This window comes from Cupriavidus sp. HE11 (genome assembly GCF_056097175.1).
This window is the reverse complement of sequence record NZ_CP184465.1, coordinates 451,280-465,347: the sequence shown is the minus strand read 5'-3', so window position 1 is coordinate 465,347 and position 14,068 is coordinate 451,280. Positions and strand designations below refer to the sequence as shown.

The following is a 14,068-nucleotide window of genomic DNA, read 5'->3' as shown; positions in this document are numbered from 1 at the left end:
TTGCAGTTCTGCCGTCGCTGTCGATTGCTCGCAGCGACTTCCTGTTGCCCTCTTACCAGCGATAACGCACGCCCAGCTTGGCGCCAATCGCATTGCTGTCGCCAAAGTTCTGCACGCTGGTGCGTGCCAGCAGTTCGCCGTAGACCGTGTAGCGGTCGTCGTTCCAGTTCATCGATGCACCGATGCCCAGGCCGGCCCACAGCGCCTGTTCCTTGCTGACCACGCTGAGGTCGGCCACGCGCGCCGACGTGCCGTGCAGGAAGTCGTAGTACAGGTTGGTGATGCCGTAGACGTGCGAGCGGCTGGTCTTGCCGTTGGCAGCGGTCCACTTGGTCTCGTGGTCGAGCGACACGCCCAGGCGCGAGACAAGGCTGTTGCCGTTGTCACGCGACACATTGGCGCCGTACTGGTCGGTGAATGCGTCGAAGCGCACCTGCGACCAGGCCAGTTGCGCCTGCGGCGTGATCGACCAGTTGCCGCCCAGCGCGAGCTGGTGGCCGGCTTCCACGCTGGTCGCCACGCCGCTGCCGCGATTGCCGTTGGCCAGCTTGGTGCCAAGCGTCGACGAACGGATATCGGTGTCGTACCAGGTCAACGTGGCGCGGGCATCGACGTACGCGCCATTGTTGCCGTACCACGTCGCCGTTCCGCCGAAGCCGTAGCCGGTGGTATCCACTGCACCATTGCCGAACATCGACGAGACGCTGGAGTTGGCAATGCCGTAATGGAAGGTCGGACCCACCACCAGCGTGCCGGACTGGTTCTGGACGACCGGGGCATCCACACCGCCTTCGAACTTCCACATGCGCACGTTGTAGCTGGCGCTGGTGGTGCTGGTGATCGGATCGATATGGGTGTTCGAACCTTCCACCCGCGCCCAGGCGCCACGGCCGATGATCGGCTTGCCGGCTTCCTGTTCGGCCTGCACCGAGGCATTCGGCGACCACGAGCGGTTGCCCACGCGCTGCTGCATCGTGCCCAGTTCGTTGAGGCGCTGCAGCACGCTGGAGTAGGCTTCGTACAGCGGGACGGTAGGCGCCAGCAGCGGGCCGGAGGCGGCCGCTGCTGTCGTGCCGACGACGGCTGGATCCAGCAGCGACGACCGCAAGTACCAGTCACCATCCGTCGGCGTGGACGCGCCATTCTTGAACAGCCGGTAACCGTATGCGCCAGCCACGATGGCTTGCTGGCCTTGGAACGTATAGTCGCCAGCCAGCGTGAAGGTGCCATTCGATGCGCCCTGCACGTCGATGATCTTGATACCCTCCGAAGTCAGTGCGCCAGTGCCGCCGACATTGACCACGCGAACCAGGCTGGTGCCCGACGTATCGCCCGTTACCACCAGACGGCCGGTGGCCGACGAATCGCCGCCAAGCACAGTGTTCACGCGCACGGTGCCGCCGTTACCGATGTAGTTACCGGCGACGGTCAGCACGCCCGAGCCACCGCCGGGTGTAACCGTACCGGTGTTGGTGACATTGCCGAAGATCGTGCCGGTGCCCGACAGCGTACCGGCGGCGTTCACCGTCACCGGGCTGGTGATCGAGCCATCGATGGCGAGCGTGCCGAGGTTGATGGTGGTCGGGCCGGTGTAGGTCTGGGCGGTGTTGAACACCGTGGTGCCGGTACCGTTCTGCGCCACACCACCAGTGCCCGAGATGAGGTTGCCGAAGGTGTAGGTGTCCGAGCGGTTGAACGCCAGCGTGGCACCGCTGTTGACCACGACATTGCTGGCGAGGCTGCCACTGGTGCCACCATTGCCGATCTGCAGCGTGCCCTGGTCGACCGTCCACGGCGTGGTGACCGTGCCGGTGCCGATCAGCGACCAGGTGCTGACACCGTTTTTCTCGAACTTGTCGAAGTTGCGGTACTGCGCAGCGTTGCCGATGGTCGAGACGTCGAACACGGCGTTGGTGGCACCGCCCAGGCGGAAGGTGTCGTTGGTACCAGCACCGGCCACGACATTGCCAACGATGTTCGAGCCGGCCTGCAGTTCGAGCGTCGAGGTGCTGGCAGCGGTTGCGCCAAACTCGATGGCGTTCGCGTAGCTGCTACCGGCGCGGATGGTGCCGGAATTGACGATCGTCAGTACCGAATTTTGCTGTACGTAGATCGCCGAGTTGCCAGCTCCGCCCTCCATCAGCCCCGAGTTGGTGATCGAAACGGTTCCGTTCGCAATGCGCACAGCCCGGCCACCGCCCAGGCCGCCGCTCACGTCCGCACCGCCGCGAATCGTGCCTGCATTGACCAGGGTGCTGCCGGCGGTGACGGCAAATGTCACACCCGCGCCCGCCATCCCGCCAGACCCATCGGCGCCGCTGATCAGCCCGGTGGCGGAATTGATAAGCGAGCCGCCGGCGTTAAGCAACACACCGGTGCCCTGGCTGTTGTTGCTGGCGTTGTAGCCTGCCCCTCCTCCGCCCCCAGTGACAGTGCCGTTGTTGGTAACCGTGATGCTACCGTTGGTGGAGAAACCCGCGGAACCACCCGTGGCTGCCGTGGTTGAGTAGCCTCCTGTCACCGAGCCGTTGACGATGGCCTCGGCGCCACTAGTGCCTGCGGCGAGGGCAAGTGCAACGGTAGGGCTGGCGGCCGCCGCCACTGCATACGTCCCGTTGAATGTCATGGGAGCCCCCGCGTTGATGCGGAAGGCGGCTGGTGTCCCACTTCTGGTTAACGTAAAGCCCTGTGTATCGACGATGATTGGCTTGGTGGTCGTGGGAAATGTAGAGGTCGCGGGGAGCGCGATCGTTACGTCTCCTGTCAGCCGGATCGTGGCATTGGCATCGCCATCGGCAAGGGCGTTATTGAGTGCCGTGCGAAACTCGGCCTCGGTGCTGGCTGTGTACTCCGCGGCTGATACGGCCACCGGAAACAACAGCGCAACAGCGAGAGTGATAGACGACGCTTGCGGCGCGCGAGCGCGGGCCTGCCGCATTCCACGACAAAGATTGGACTTCATTGACTACCCCGTTCGAAATGTATTGTTTTGGTTACAACGTGAAGCGGGGGCGATGGTAAATCAGCGTGTGATGCTTTGTCTCATCAACAAGCGGTGTGTTGTGGTTTAGATGCGACGCTCTATTCGTGCCATTGAAGAGGGTCCGCGAAAGCGTTCCGATAGTCGGAATTCTCATCGCTGCGGCCATCGGTGCCAACGCCGTGCATCGATGCGAACACGCGGTCACCCCGGCGCAGGCCACTCGCAAAATCTCCAAATCCTTTCTCATTGACTTGAGCCAGATCAGAGAAAGCCGTGGGCCGAAGGATAGTGTTTCAGGCACGGGGCCTTGATTCCGACGAGGCTTCGAAGGAGACACCATTCAATCGATGGAGCACCCCCATGCCCAGCCCACTTGCCACATGGCACGAAGACCATATCCATTTCGCCCGACTGCTTGATCTGCTCGAAGGGCAGGTCGTCCGGTTCAACCGGGGAGAGCGCCCGGACTACCACCTGATGGAGACCATTCTTTATTACCTGCGCAACTTCGGTGACAGCGTTCACCATCCTCGCGAGGATGTGGCCTACGCCAGGCTGGTCGGGCGCGATCCGAACATGCAGATCGTGGTCAGCCGCCTGCAGCAGGAGCATCGCGTAATTGCCACGGTCGGCCAGGCCTTGCTGGAGCGTCTGAACGAAGCGGAGCGGGACGTAATCAGTTCCCGCGCGGCGCTGGAGGCGGCGGGGGCCATGTATCTGGTCTACTACCGCAATCATCTTTCGACCGAGGAGCGCTACGCCATGCCGCGGGCAGCGCAGTTGCTGACCCGGGAGGACTGGGAGGCCGTCGAGGCAGCCGTGCCGGAATTGGCGGATCCGCTATTCGGCGACGCGACCCCGCAGCGGTTTGCCATGTTGCGAGACCTGATCGACAGCGAGGCACAGGTTGCTGCCTGTACGCAGTGACCGTCCGTTGACAATCGACGCACAAGAAAAAGGGGCGCCTCGGCGCCCCTTTTCTCATGAACCTCAGGCCAGTTCCTGTTCCGGAACGGCCACGGCCGGTTTCTCCGCCTGCTTGCGCGTGGCGGTCAGCCGTCGATATCGACCGAGCGCCCACAGCGGGAAGTACGCTGTATAGCCGTGGTATTTCAGGTGGAAGATGCGCGGGAAACCGGGGGCATTGTGATAAGAATGGGTCCAGAAGCCGTCGTCGCCTTGGGCGTCCAGCAGCCAGGCTACGCCGCGCTTTACCGACGCCGACTCGTGCTCGCCCAGCGCCAGCTGGCCCAGCAGCGCCCACGCCGTATGCTCGGCGGTGCTGCCCGCGTCATGGGTTCCGGCCAGTTCGGGATGCAGGTAGCTGTCGTTGGTTTCGCCCCAGCCACCGTCGGCGTTCTGCTTGCCGCGCAGCCAGTCCACCGCGCGGCGGACCATCGGCAGCTTGCGGTCGACGCCGGCCAGCGCCAGGCCGGCCAGCACGCTCCACGTGCCATAGATATAGTTGGTGCCCCAGCGGCCCCACCAGCTGCCATCGGCCTGCTGCGTCTGGCGCAGATAGCCGATGCAGCGCTCGCGCGAGCTGGCGTCCTGCGGACGGTTGGTCACGCCCATGGCAAGCAGCATGCGACCCGACACGTCTTCGGTGGGCGGGTCGAGCAGGGCGCCGTGATCGGCAAACGGGATCGCGTTCAGGTAGTTGCGGTCGCAGTTGGCGTCGAACGCGCCAAAGCCGCCGTTCTTCGACTGCAGCCCGATCGACCAGTCCAGCGCACGGTCTACGTGCGGGCGGAAACGTTCGGTCTGGCCGGTGCGCTTGCCGTGGGCGTGCAGCATGGCAAGCACTACGGCCGTGTCGTCGACGTCCGGGTAATACGGGTTTTCGTACTGGAACGCCCAGCCGCCGGCTGGCGTTGCCGGCGCGGCGTTGTGCTTCCAGTCGCCGATCAGATCCAGCACCTGGCGTTCGGTGAGCCAGTCGTAGGCACGCGCGATGGCGGTCTTCGACTGCTCGGTGGCCGGTGCCTGCTCCAGCGCCATCACGGCCCAGGCGGTATCCCACACCGGCGACAGGCAGGGTTGGCAGTACGAAATGCCGTCGTCGCGATGGACGATCAGCTTCTTCAGCGCGTCCATGCAGTCACGGCGCATCGGATGGTCCTTGGCATAGCCCATCAGCACCATCATTTCGTAGGCGTAGACCATCGGCGGGAAGATGCCGCCGAAGCCGTCCTCGCCGTTCATCCGCTCCTCGCTCCACTGCACGGCGCGCTGGATGGCCTTGCGGCGCAGCGCGCGCGGGATCAGCGGCTCCGCGTGGCGCACCACGCGGTCGAGTTTCAGGAACAGGCCTTGCAGGCCAGGCTTGCGCGGGAAGTACCCGGTTTCCAGCTCGGGCGGCGTCACGAACAGTTCCTGCACGTGGATGCCGAGCGGATTCCTGGCCTGCGCGCGCATCGAGCACAGCACCAGCAGCGGCACCATGGTCGTGCGGGCCCAGTAGGCCACCTTGTCCATATGGATCGGCGCCCAGCGCGGGAACAGCACGAACTCCACCGGCATGAACGGCGTGGCGCGCCACGGCACCTCGCCAAACGTTGCCAGCAGAATCCGGGTGAACACGTTCGATTTGGCGGCGCCGCCATGCGCCAGGATGGCGTCGCGGGCGCGCACCATATGCGGGGCGTCGGGCGAATCGCCAGCGGCCTTCAGCGCAAAGTACGCCTTGACGCTGCAGGACACGTCGAGGTCGCCGCCGTAGTACAGGTCCCACGCGCCGTGCCGGTCCAGCCGCTGCAGCGCGCGCAGGTATTTCGCCATGCGGGCCTGCAGCGCCGTGTCGATCTCGTCGACGAAATGCATCATCAGGATGTATTCGGCCGTGATCGTGGCGTCGGATTCGAGTTCGAAACACCAGTGGCCATCGGTGTGCTGCTTGTCCAGCAGGGCATCGCGTGCTCGTGCCAGGGCGGCATCGATATCGGATGCCGGAATGTCTTGTGGAGTCATGCTTGTTCTTGTTCCGTGCGGGGCTGGGTCAGCTGTTCAAGATTGCGGACCAGCGCCGCGCGTTGTGCGGGATCGATCGTGCGGTGGCCGAGCAGGTCGGCCAGCCAGAGCCCGTCAGCGGCCAGCCGGCACAGCAGCAGGCGCGTGGCGTCTTCGCACTGGGCCGCGTCGCGCTGCAGCGTCGCGGCTTCCCATTCCTGATAGGGCATGCGGAATTCGGGGCGGGCCATGACCAGCATCATGGCGGCCTTCCAGAGTTCGCGTTCGCCCGCTTCGACAAAGCCGTCGGCCGATGCGCGCAGGTAGGCGCGCGTATTGCGGCCATGCGGTTCGGTATCGGATTCGGCCACCGTGGTCACCTGGCGCTTGAAATGGTCCAGCACTTCGCTGGACAGCGCCTCAAGCAGCTCCTGCTTGCTTGAGAAGTGGTGCTGCAGCCCGCCCTTGGACACACCGGCGCGGGCCGCCACGGCATTGAGCGTCACCGCGCCGATGCCTTCCTCGACCAGCAGGTCGATGGTGGCGGCGATCAGGCGATCGCGAATCAGCTGGGGTTGCTTCGGACGGCGGTGGGCTTCACTCATGGCGCCGGAAGATACCATCCGGACGGATTGTTTGCAAATCGATGCGGCGTGTGCGCCGCTTTATGGGAGTCGCCATGTCTACATTTGTCTACATGGGCCCGTCTGCCTTCAGACGCGGCATTCGGGGCCGTTAGTGCGCTGCAGCATCGACTCCCGGTTGTGACCATCCATGCCAAGCAAACTTTCGATTCGATTCCGCCTGAACGCGGCCCTGGCCGTGCTGGCTGCCCTGCTGACCCTGATCGGCATCATCGGTGTCTTCGGGATGCGTGCGTCCATCGCCGATATCCAGGAGATCTATACCAACCAGCTGGCGTCAACGCGTTTTGTGGCGGCATCGCAACTTAACGCGGCCGTGGTGCGGACCACGCTGGATCGTGCGGTATTCCATCCCGATTCCGCCGACGTGCCAACCACCATCGACAAGGCGGTGGGCTATCGCGAGAAGTCCGAGAAAGCCTGGAACGCCTACCAGGCGCTGCCGAAATCCGCCGAGGAGAAGGCGCTGTCCGATAAGGTGGAAGCACTGCGTAGCAAATTCTTCAAGGAAGGCGTGGAGCCGCTGATCGCCGCGTTGCGCGCCCAGGATGCGGCCGCCATCGACCAGCAGGTGATGGCGAAGATCCCGCCGATGTTCGTGGAACTGACTGGTGCCGTGAACGCGCTGGAGCGCAACCAGAGCGACCAGGCACAGGCCATGTACGAGAATGCCACGGCGCGCTCGCAGCGCTTCCTGTGGATGGTGACTGGCGCGATTGCCATCGGCATCGTCGGGGCGCTGGCCTGCGCCATCGGCCTGCGCCGCGCTATTTCCGAACCGCTGGTGCGCATGCTGGAAAGCTTCGGCCGCATCTCGCACGGCGACCTGACCGAGCGCATCCGTGCCACCAGCCAGGATGAAATGGGCGACCTGACCCAGGGCCTGCGCCAGATGCAGTCGGGCCTGATCGACGCCATCCAGACCATGCGCGGCGGCAGCGACGCCATTGCGACGGCCACGCGCCAGATCGCGGCGGGCAACCTGGACCTGTCCCAGCGCACCGAGCAGCAGGCCAGCGCGCTGGAAGAAACGGCCGCCAGCATGGAACAGCTGACGGCCATCGTGCGGCAGAACGCCGAGAACGCCCATCAGGCCAACCAGCTGGCGGCGGCCGCTTCGGAGACCGCATCGCGCGGCGGCGAGGACATGCGCAACGTGGTGTCCACCATGAGCGGCATCCAGCATGCATCGCGCAAGATTGGCGAAATTACGGCGGTGATCGAAGGTATCGCGTTCCAGACCAATATCCTGGCGCTGAACGCTGCCGTGGAAGCAGCCCGCGCAGGCGAGCAGGGCCGGGGCTTTGCCGTGGTGGCGGGCGAAGTGCGCGAGCTGGCGCAGCGCTCGGCATCGGCCGCCAAGGAAATCGTCCAGCTGATCAACGACACCGTGAGCCAGGTGGAAGCCGGCACGCAGCAGGTGGACAAGGCCGGCACCACGATGCACGACCTGGTGCAGGCCGTGGGCCGTGTCACGTCGATCATGGGCGAGATCAGCACGGCATCGCGCGAGCAGAGTGCAGGCATCGATCAGGTGGGCAAGGCGGTGACGCAGATGGACCAGATGACGCAGCAGAATGCCGCCCTGGTGGAAGAGGCCGCCGCAGCAGCCAAGGCGCTGGAGGAGCAGGCCGATGTGCTGAAGGCGTCGGTGTCGTCGTTCCAGGTGCCGGCGGTGGTCTGAGTGGCTTGAGGGGCCTGGGCGGGCCTGAGCGGGCCGGGGCGGCGGGACGCCGGGCCATGCGCCTCTCGACCCGCGTCCCTTGACCCTCGCTAGCCGCCCTGTCAGTCCTTCACCAGCCCGCCGTCGACCACCAGGTTCTGGCCGGTCACGGCGCGTGCCCACGGCGACAGGAAGAACAGCACTGCGTCGGCGAATTCCTCGGGCGTGGTCACGCGACGCACCGGCGTGAGGCTGGCGATCAGGTCGAAAACGGCATCTGGCGTGGCCGCGCTGGCGTCCGTCACGCGCAGCAGGCCGCCCGACACCATGTTCACGGTAATGCCGTCGGGCCCCAGGTCGTTGGCGGCGGTGCGTGTCAGTGCCAGCAGCGCGGCCTTGGCTGCCGTGTAGTCGTGGTAGGGCACCACCGGATACTGGAACAGGTTGGTGCCGATGTTGACCACCCGCCCGAAGCCCGCGCCGCGCATGGCGGGCGCAGCGGCCTGCATGGTGTTCAGTGCGCCCTTGAGCGAGCCATCGAGTTGCTGCCGGAAACGGTCCCAGCTGATGTCGTCGAGCTTCGGCCGCGCGTCGCCATCAAAGCGGAAGTCGGCCAGCGCGTTGTTGATGACCGATGCCACCGACTGGTTGAAGTGCGCCTGCGCGTCGTCGAGCATCCGGCGCACGGCGTCGGCGTCGGTCACGTCGGCCTGCAGTGCCACGGCTCGGGGGCCGAGTTCCTGTGCCAGCGCACGGGCCTGTGCCTCGCTGCGGCGATAGTTGATGACGACGCTGGCACCTTCGCGCGCCAGGGCGCGGACAATCGCGGCACCCAGGCCGCGCGCGCCGCCTGTGACCAGCACGCATTGCTGATGAATTTGCATGATCGGTACCCTCAGGCTGCGGCCAGCGGCGCAAAGCGCAGGCGTTCGTCCTCCAGCCGGCCGTGGAACATCTCGGCGGGGCGCACCCATGGCGATGTGTTGTGCGGCCAGATGTGTACGTAGACGGTCAGTACTTCGTCGTTTTCCGAGTGCTTCGCTTCGAAGATGCGGCGATACAGCCCGCCCTTGTAGTGGCGGTGCGTAGCCAGCTTCAGCGCTTCGGCCTCGCTGGTCACCTGGTAGCGCGGGGTCTTGCCTTCGCCGAATTCACCGACCAGCGCAAAGGCCTGGCGGATGGCGTCGATATCGGTGTCTTGCATGAGGAATTCCGGTTTGGTCTGCCTGGCCCGGGTGCCTGGCGCAGACTGGGCCGGCATTCTACTCCCCGGGCGGCACTGACGCTCCCGCAGCGCGTCGGGCGCAGCGCTTGTCAGACCACGTCCAGCCACTTGATCCAGGCCGCGATGGTGAAGATCGAGACGATGGTCGACAGCACCACCGCCGATGACACCGCCGCTTCCCCGGCGCGATAGCGCAACGCCAGCAGATAGGAGTTGATGCCGACCGGCATGGCGGCGAAAAGGGTAGCCACGCCGGCGTAGGCGGGCGGCATGTCGAAGACGTGGAAGGCAATCAGCCAGACGAACAGCGGATGCAGCACGAGCTTGCCGACGGAGATGGCCGCTGCCGCGCCCAGGCCATCGCGCAGCCGGTACTGGTGCATCGACACGCCGAGCGAGAACAGCGCGCACGTGGAAGCGGTGTCGCCAAACGCCTTGACCAGCGTGGCCGCCACGCCGCCGAGCGTGACATGCGTGAGCCGCAGCACGCCGCCAACCGCCAGTGCCAGGACGATGGGATTGCGGGCCAGGCGCCGTGCCACCTCCAGCAGCCGCCGGCCCAGCGAGCCCCCGTCGCCACGCTCGATCAGCACCGTCGCCGCGGTCATCATGATCGGCAGATGCACGGCCAGAAGCAGGAACAGCGGCACCTTGCCTGCATCGCCATATACGGCAAGGATGATTGGCACGCCAAAGAACACCGTATTCGACTGGCTCGACGCGAAGCCGACGATCACGGCCGAGCGCTTGTCGTGATGCTCGTCCGGGCGTCGCCTGCGGCCCAGCAGTCCGGCCAGCATCGCCCACACGATGGCGCAGCCGCCAAAGTAGGCAATCCAGTAGCCGACATGCACCGTGGTGCCGTCGCCGGGCTGGGCCAGCGTCTGGATGATCAGCGCAGGCACGGCCACGGCGAACACATATTCGGAGAGCCCTTCGCCCACGCGCGCGGAGAGGATGCCGGTCGCGGCAAGCGCCCACCCCGCGAGGACAACGGCAAACATGGGCAGGATCAGAAACGCGAGGTCCATCGTAAAGCGGCCGGGCAGGCAGGGGCATGTGCAGGAAACCGCAATACTGCCATGCCGGACCATGTCCGTGCCATGCCTGTGGCACCTCCGTGCCACGTCAGACCTGTGTCAGCCCCATCCCGGCGCCGTGGCGCGGGTGCATGCCGGGGTCAGGGTGCGCCCGTTGCCGGCCGTTCGATGGACGCGTGCGAATCTGCCGGTGCGGTCTCCGCAGCGGCCATCGGATCCACATCGTTGACCTTGGGCGCCCACTTGCGCTGGAGCAGCACCACCGTGCTGGTCGCACCGGTCAGCAGGAATCCGAAAATCGCCAGCATCGGCAGTTCATAGCTGCCCCCAACGTGCAGCAACCACCCGGACAGGCTGGCCGATACGCCGCCAGCCAGGCTGGTGGCTACCTGCTGCAGGCCGGTATTCAGGCCTACCGCCTGCCGGGGAATCAGCGTCAGCTTGCACAGTGCCAGGTTGTTGGCCGTGACCAGCCCCAGCAGCGACAGCGACAGCACGTTCCAGAACAGCGCCATCTCCAGCGATGGCGCATAGGCGCCCAGCAGCACGGTGGTGCCGTCAAGGAAGCCCGCCAGCACGAACGACTTGCGCACGCGCACCGCATCGTGGCCCCGGGCGATCAGCCGGTCGGCCGCCCAGCCGGCCGCCATGGCGACGATGGCGATGCCGGCAAAGCTGAAGAACGTGTAGAGCCCGGAGCGCGTCAGCGACAGCCCGCGCTGTTCCACCAGGTAGGCGGGCATCCAGGTCATGCAATAGAACGTGAAGTAGCCGTAGCAGAAGTTGTTGACCAGCCCGCCCCAGACCACCGGGCTTGCCAGCAGGTTGCGCAGCGGCACCGACGATGCCCGGTGAACCCGCACCGCCAGCTGCTCGCGCGACGGGAAATCGTTGCGTACCAGCCGCAGCCACGGCACCAGCCACAGCAGGCCGACCAGCCCCGTTGCCACGAACATCACCTGCCACGACCACGTGACGATCAGCCAGGCGGCAATCGGCGCGCCCAGGGCCGGGCCCATCTTGCCGCCGATCGAGAAGATGCCGAGGGCAGTGCCCTTGCGGGTTTCGTCGAAGTTGTTGGCGAGATAGCGATAGGTGGCCGGTACCACCACGGCCTCGGTCAGGCCGATCAGCAGCCGCATCACGATCAGCGCCGAGAGGGTGGTGACCATGCCCGTCACGGCCGCGGCCACGCACCAGACCAGAAAGCAGACCGTGTAGGGCCATTTCACGCCGTAGCGGTCCACCAACCATCCCATCGGCAATTGCACCAGCCCGTACGACCAGAAGAAGGCCGAGTTGAGCCAGCCGCGCTCGATGCTGGTCAGGCCGAATTCGCGCACGAAACGCTGGTCGGCCAGGGCGGCGGACAGGCTGGTGCGGTCCACGAACGCAATCATCAGCCCCAGCGCCAGCAGCACAAGGATGTGCCACGGGTTCTCGGGGGCGGCGGGTCGGGTGGATCGAGTGGGCGGGCTGGTCTCCATGGACGGCTCTTTTCCTTGTACGGTCTCCTGGCTGCCAAGGATAGAGGACGCTACGGCGCACGTCCCTGTACAAAAGCGCGATTCGCCGGCACTTTGGGGTGCCGCGCATGCGTCGGGCGCCGCGATCGTCGCACGGCCCGCCGTGGAGGGCGGGCCGTGCGGACGGCGGGCATGATGGGGTTACGGGGTCACGGGGTTACGGCGTCACAGCCGTACGGCATTACGGCATTACGGCGTGATGGCCACCTTCAGCACCCCGTCGCGCTGGTTGGCAAACAGGTCGTAGGCGGATTCGATGTCGGCCAGCTTGTAGTGATGGGTGACCAGCGGCGCCAGGTCGACGCGGTGGGTCTCGATCACGTTCATCAGCCGGCGCATGCGTTCCTTGCCGCCGGGGCACAGCGAGGTCACGATCCGGTGGTCGCCCAGACCGGCGGCGAATGGCCCCAGCGGGATGCTCAGGTCGGTGGAATAGACGCCCAGGCTGGACAGCGTGCCGCCGGGCTTCAGCACCCGCAGCGCCGCCTCGAAGGTGGCTTGCGTACCGAGCGCCTCGATCGAGGCATCGACACCCCGGCCGCCAGTCAGCCGCAGGATTTCGTCGACGACATCGGTCTTGCGGAAATTGACGACCTCGTCGGCACCCATATGGCGGGCAATCGCCAGGCGTTCGTCGATACCATCGACCACGATGATCTTCGACGCGCCCCGCAGCCGTGCCCCAGCCGTCGCACAAAGGCCAATCGGCCCCTGCGCGAAGACCGCCACAATATCGCCAATCTTGATGTTGGCCCGCTCGGCGCCCGCAAAACCGGTGGACATGATGTCCGGGCACATCAGCACCTGCTCGTCGGTCAGTCCATCGGGGATCGGCGCCAGATTGGCCTGCGCATCGGGCACCAGCACGTATTCGGCCTGCGTACCGTCGATGGTGTTGCCAAAGCGCCAGCCACCCATCGGCTTGTAGCCGTGGCCGTGCGCCTGTCCGTCCTGCGACGCGCAGCCGTCCTGGCATGCGTAGGAATAGAAGCTCGGACAGATGGCTCCGGCAATCACACGCTGGCCTTCCTTGTAACCGGTGACATTGCTGCCAAGCTTCTCGATCACCCCGACCGGCTCGTGACCAATGGTCAACCCGGGCTGGACGGGGTATTCGCCTTTGAGAATGTGAACGTCGGTCCCACAGATCGTGGTGGTGGTGATCCGGATCAGCGCATCGCCGGGACCGACATCAGGGATAGGTTTTTCCTGAAGAGTGATCTTGCCGGGACTTAGAAAGACTGCAGCGCGCATGCTGGGCATGGTTGGGCTCCTGGAGACTTCGGCGGAAGGGCGGCCCTTCGGGGGCGGGTGGGCGCACCGCTTTCAGTCTATTGCCACAAATTTGCGCGAGTGTTGATCAGAGTCTGGGCGTGCAGAAATTGATGGGTTGGTTGATCTGGGGCAGCTAGCGCCAGATTGCGGATCATCGAACGGTGTGCGCGGCTAGGGTTTTGCCAGATCGGGAATCTTGATGCCGGCCCACTTCCAGGACCAGAGTCCCTGACGCCGGAGGTCGGCAACGATTGGCTCGCCATTTTCCTTGGTGGCGGTGGCCTGGACCAGGTCCCAGCTCTTGTACGAAACGTCGTACCGCAATGCGTCTTTTGCCGCCTCCTTGCGAGGCGCTTCCGGTGCTGCCGGCGCGGACGCCGTTGTCGGGGCCTGCGGCGCCGGTTCTTTCGGTGCCGGCTTTTCGCCCGCCATCAGGGCCATCACCCCAGCGGGCGTCACCATCGTGTCCACCACGGTATTGACCATGGCGAGGCCGATCATCTGGCCCAGCCCGGCAAACGGGTTTTCCTTGGCGTCCGGCGCGCCCAGCTTGTCCTTGAGCGACAGCAGAAGCTGGGCCTTCAGGCTCTCCCTGAGCGCTGGGTAATCAACGTATCTGGAAAACTTTTCCGGATCGCGCTTTTCGATTGCCGTCCGCATCTGGTAGATCGTCCAATATGGGCTGGCATAACTCGTCACCGCGCCGATAACGGCGACAGCCACTGCACTGGCTAACAGTTTCTTGTTCAAGCTGTACTCCCGG

At 65.3% G+C, this 14,068-nt stretch carries 11 protein-coding genes; 2 read left to right on the top strand and 9 right to left on the bottom strand.

Annotated elements, in window-relative coordinates; genetic code table 11:
* Nucleotides 1-52 precede the first annotated feature (52 nt).
* Nucleotides 53-2,626 carry an autotransporter family protein gene (locus ACOABP_RS19530; protein ID WP_474229624.1) on the bottom strand — a complete coding sequence of 858 codons (2,574 nt, stop codon included), beginning with the start codon at nt 2,624-2,626 and terminating at the stop codon, nt 53-55.
* Nucleotides 2,627-3,343: 717 nt separating this feature from the next.
* On the opposite strand from ACOABP_RS19530, the gene ACOABP_RS19525 reads away from it, so the two are divergent.
* Nucleotides 3,344-3,910: a hemerythrin domain-containing protein gene (locus ACOABP_RS19525; RefSeq protein WP_474229623.1), complete on the top strand. Its 567-nt coding sequence runs from the start codon at nt 3,344-3,346 to the stop codon at nt 3,908-3,910.
* 63 nt (nt 3,911-3,973) lie between these two features.
* Here ACOABP_RS19525 and shc read toward each other — a convergent pair whose 3' ends face one another.
* Both shc and ACOABP_RS19515 read right to left on the bottom strand, forming a co-directional pair.
* Nucleotides 3,974-5,953 (bottom strand): squalene--hopene cyclase, encoded by a 1,980-nt coding sequence (gene shc / locus ACOABP_RS19520; RefSeq protein ID WP_474229621.1) that lies wholly within the window; start codon nt 5,951-5,953, stop codon nt 3,974-3,976.
* Nucleotides 5,950-6,537, bottom strand: a complete 588-nt coding sequence (locus tag ACOABP_RS19515; RefSeq protein WP_474229619.1) for a TetR/AcrR family transcriptional regulator — start codon at nt 6,535-6,537, stop codon at nt 5,950-5,952. The genes shc and ACOABP_RS19515 overlap by 4 nt, the downstream gene beginning before the upstream one ends.
* A gap of 169 nt (nt 6,538-6,706) precedes the next feature.
* On the opposite strand from ACOABP_RS19515, the gene ACOABP_RS19510 reads away from it, so the two are divergent.
* A complete protein-coding gene (locus ACOABP_RS19510) occupies nt 6,707-8,260 on the top strand; it encodes a methyl-accepting chemotaxis protein (RefSeq protein WP_474229617.1) in 1,554 nt (517 codons plus the stop codon).
* A 101-nt stretch (nt 8,261-8,361) separates the two neighbouring features.
* On the opposite strand, the gene ACOABP_RS19505 is transcribed toward ACOABP_RS19510, so the two are convergent.
* From ACOABP_RS19505 to ACOABP_RS19480, 6 genes are all read right to left on the bottom strand, one after another.
* Nucleotides 8,362-9,123 (bottom strand): 3-oxoacyl-ACP reductase, encoded by a 762-nt coding sequence (locus tag ACOABP_RS19505; RefSeq protein WP_474229615.1) that lies wholly within the window; start codon nt 9,121-9,123, stop codon nt 8,362-8,364.
* Nucleotides 9,124-9,134: 11 nt separating this feature from the next.
* On the bottom strand, nt 9,135-9,359 hold the full coding sequence (locus ACOABP_RS19500) for a DUF1653 domain-containing protein (protein WP_066737459.1): 225 nt from the start codon (nt 9,357-9,359) through the stop codon (nt 9,135-9,137).
* A gap of 194 nt (nt 9,360-9,553) precedes the next feature.
* Nucleotides 9,554-10,468 (bottom strand): AEC family transporter, encoded by a 915-nt coding sequence (locus ACOABP_RS19495; protein ID WP_474229614.1) that lies wholly within the window; start codon nt 10,466-10,468, stop codon nt 9,554-9,556.
* Nucleotides 10,469-10,644: 176 nt separating this feature from the next.
* On the bottom strand, nt 10,645-11,991 hold the full coding sequence (locus ACOABP_RS19490) for an MFS transporter (protein ID WP_474229613.1): 1,347 nt from the start codon (nt 11,989-11,991) through the stop codon (nt 10,645-10,647).
* 228 nt (nt 11,992-12,219) lie between these two features.
* Nucleotides 12,220-13,293, bottom strand: coding sequence for an NAD(P)-dependent alcohol dehydrogenase (locus tag ACOABP_RS19485; RefSeq protein WP_474229612.1), 1,074 nt, complete (start codon nt 13,291-13,293; stop codon nt 12,220-12,222).
* Nucleotides 13,294-13,476: 183 nt separating this feature from the next.
* Nucleotides 13,477-14,055 carry a DUF2939 domain-containing protein gene (locus ACOABP_RS19480; protein ID WP_474229610.1) on the bottom strand — a complete coding sequence of 193 codons (579 nt, stop codon included), beginning with the start codon at nt 14,053-14,055 and terminating at the stop codon, nt 13,477-13,479.
* Nucleotides 14,056-14,068: the final 13 nt, after the last annotated feature.

What these genes read in the sequence shown, in the direction of transcription:
- ACOABP_RS19530 (WP_474229624.1), bottom strand. Translation starts at nt 2,626, where the DNA reads ATGACATTCAACGGGACGTATGCAGTGGCGGCGGCCGCCAGCCCTACC.
- ACOABP_RS19485 (WP_474229612.1), bottom strand. Translation starts at nt 13,293, where the DNA reads ATGCCCAGCATGCGCGCTGCAGTCTTTCTAAGTCCCGGCAAGATCACT.
- ACOABP_RS19525 (WP_474229623.1), top strand. Translation starts at nt 3,344, where the DNA reads ATGCCCAGCCCACTTGCCACATGGCACGAAGACCATATCCATTTCGCC.
- shc (WP_474229621.1), bottom strand. Translation starts at nt 5,953, where the DNA reads ATGACTCCACAAGACATTCCGGCATCCGATATCGATGCCGCCCTGGCA.
- ACOABP_RS19510 (WP_474229617.1), top strand. Translation starts at nt 6,707, where the DNA reads ATGCCAAGCAAACTTTCGATTCGATTCCGCCTGAACGCGGCCCTGGCC.
- ACOABP_RS19495 (WP_474229614.1), bottom strand. Translation starts at nt 10,468, where the DNA reads ATGTTTGCCGTTGTCCTCGCGGGGTGGGCGCTTGCCGCGACCGGCATC.
- ACOABP_RS19515 (WP_474229619.1), bottom strand. Translation starts at nt 6,537, where the DNA reads ATGAGTGAAGCCCACCGCCGTCCGAAGCAACCCCAGCTGATTCGCGAT.
- ACOABP_RS19490 (WP_474229613.1), bottom strand. Translation starts at nt 11,991, where the DNA reads ATGGAGACCAGCCCGCCCACTCGATCCACCCGACCCGCCGCCCCCGAG.
- ACOABP_RS19505 (WP_474229615.1), bottom strand. Translation starts at nt 9,123, where the DNA reads ATGCAAATTCATCAGCAATGCGTGCTGGTCACAGGCGGCGCGCGCGGC.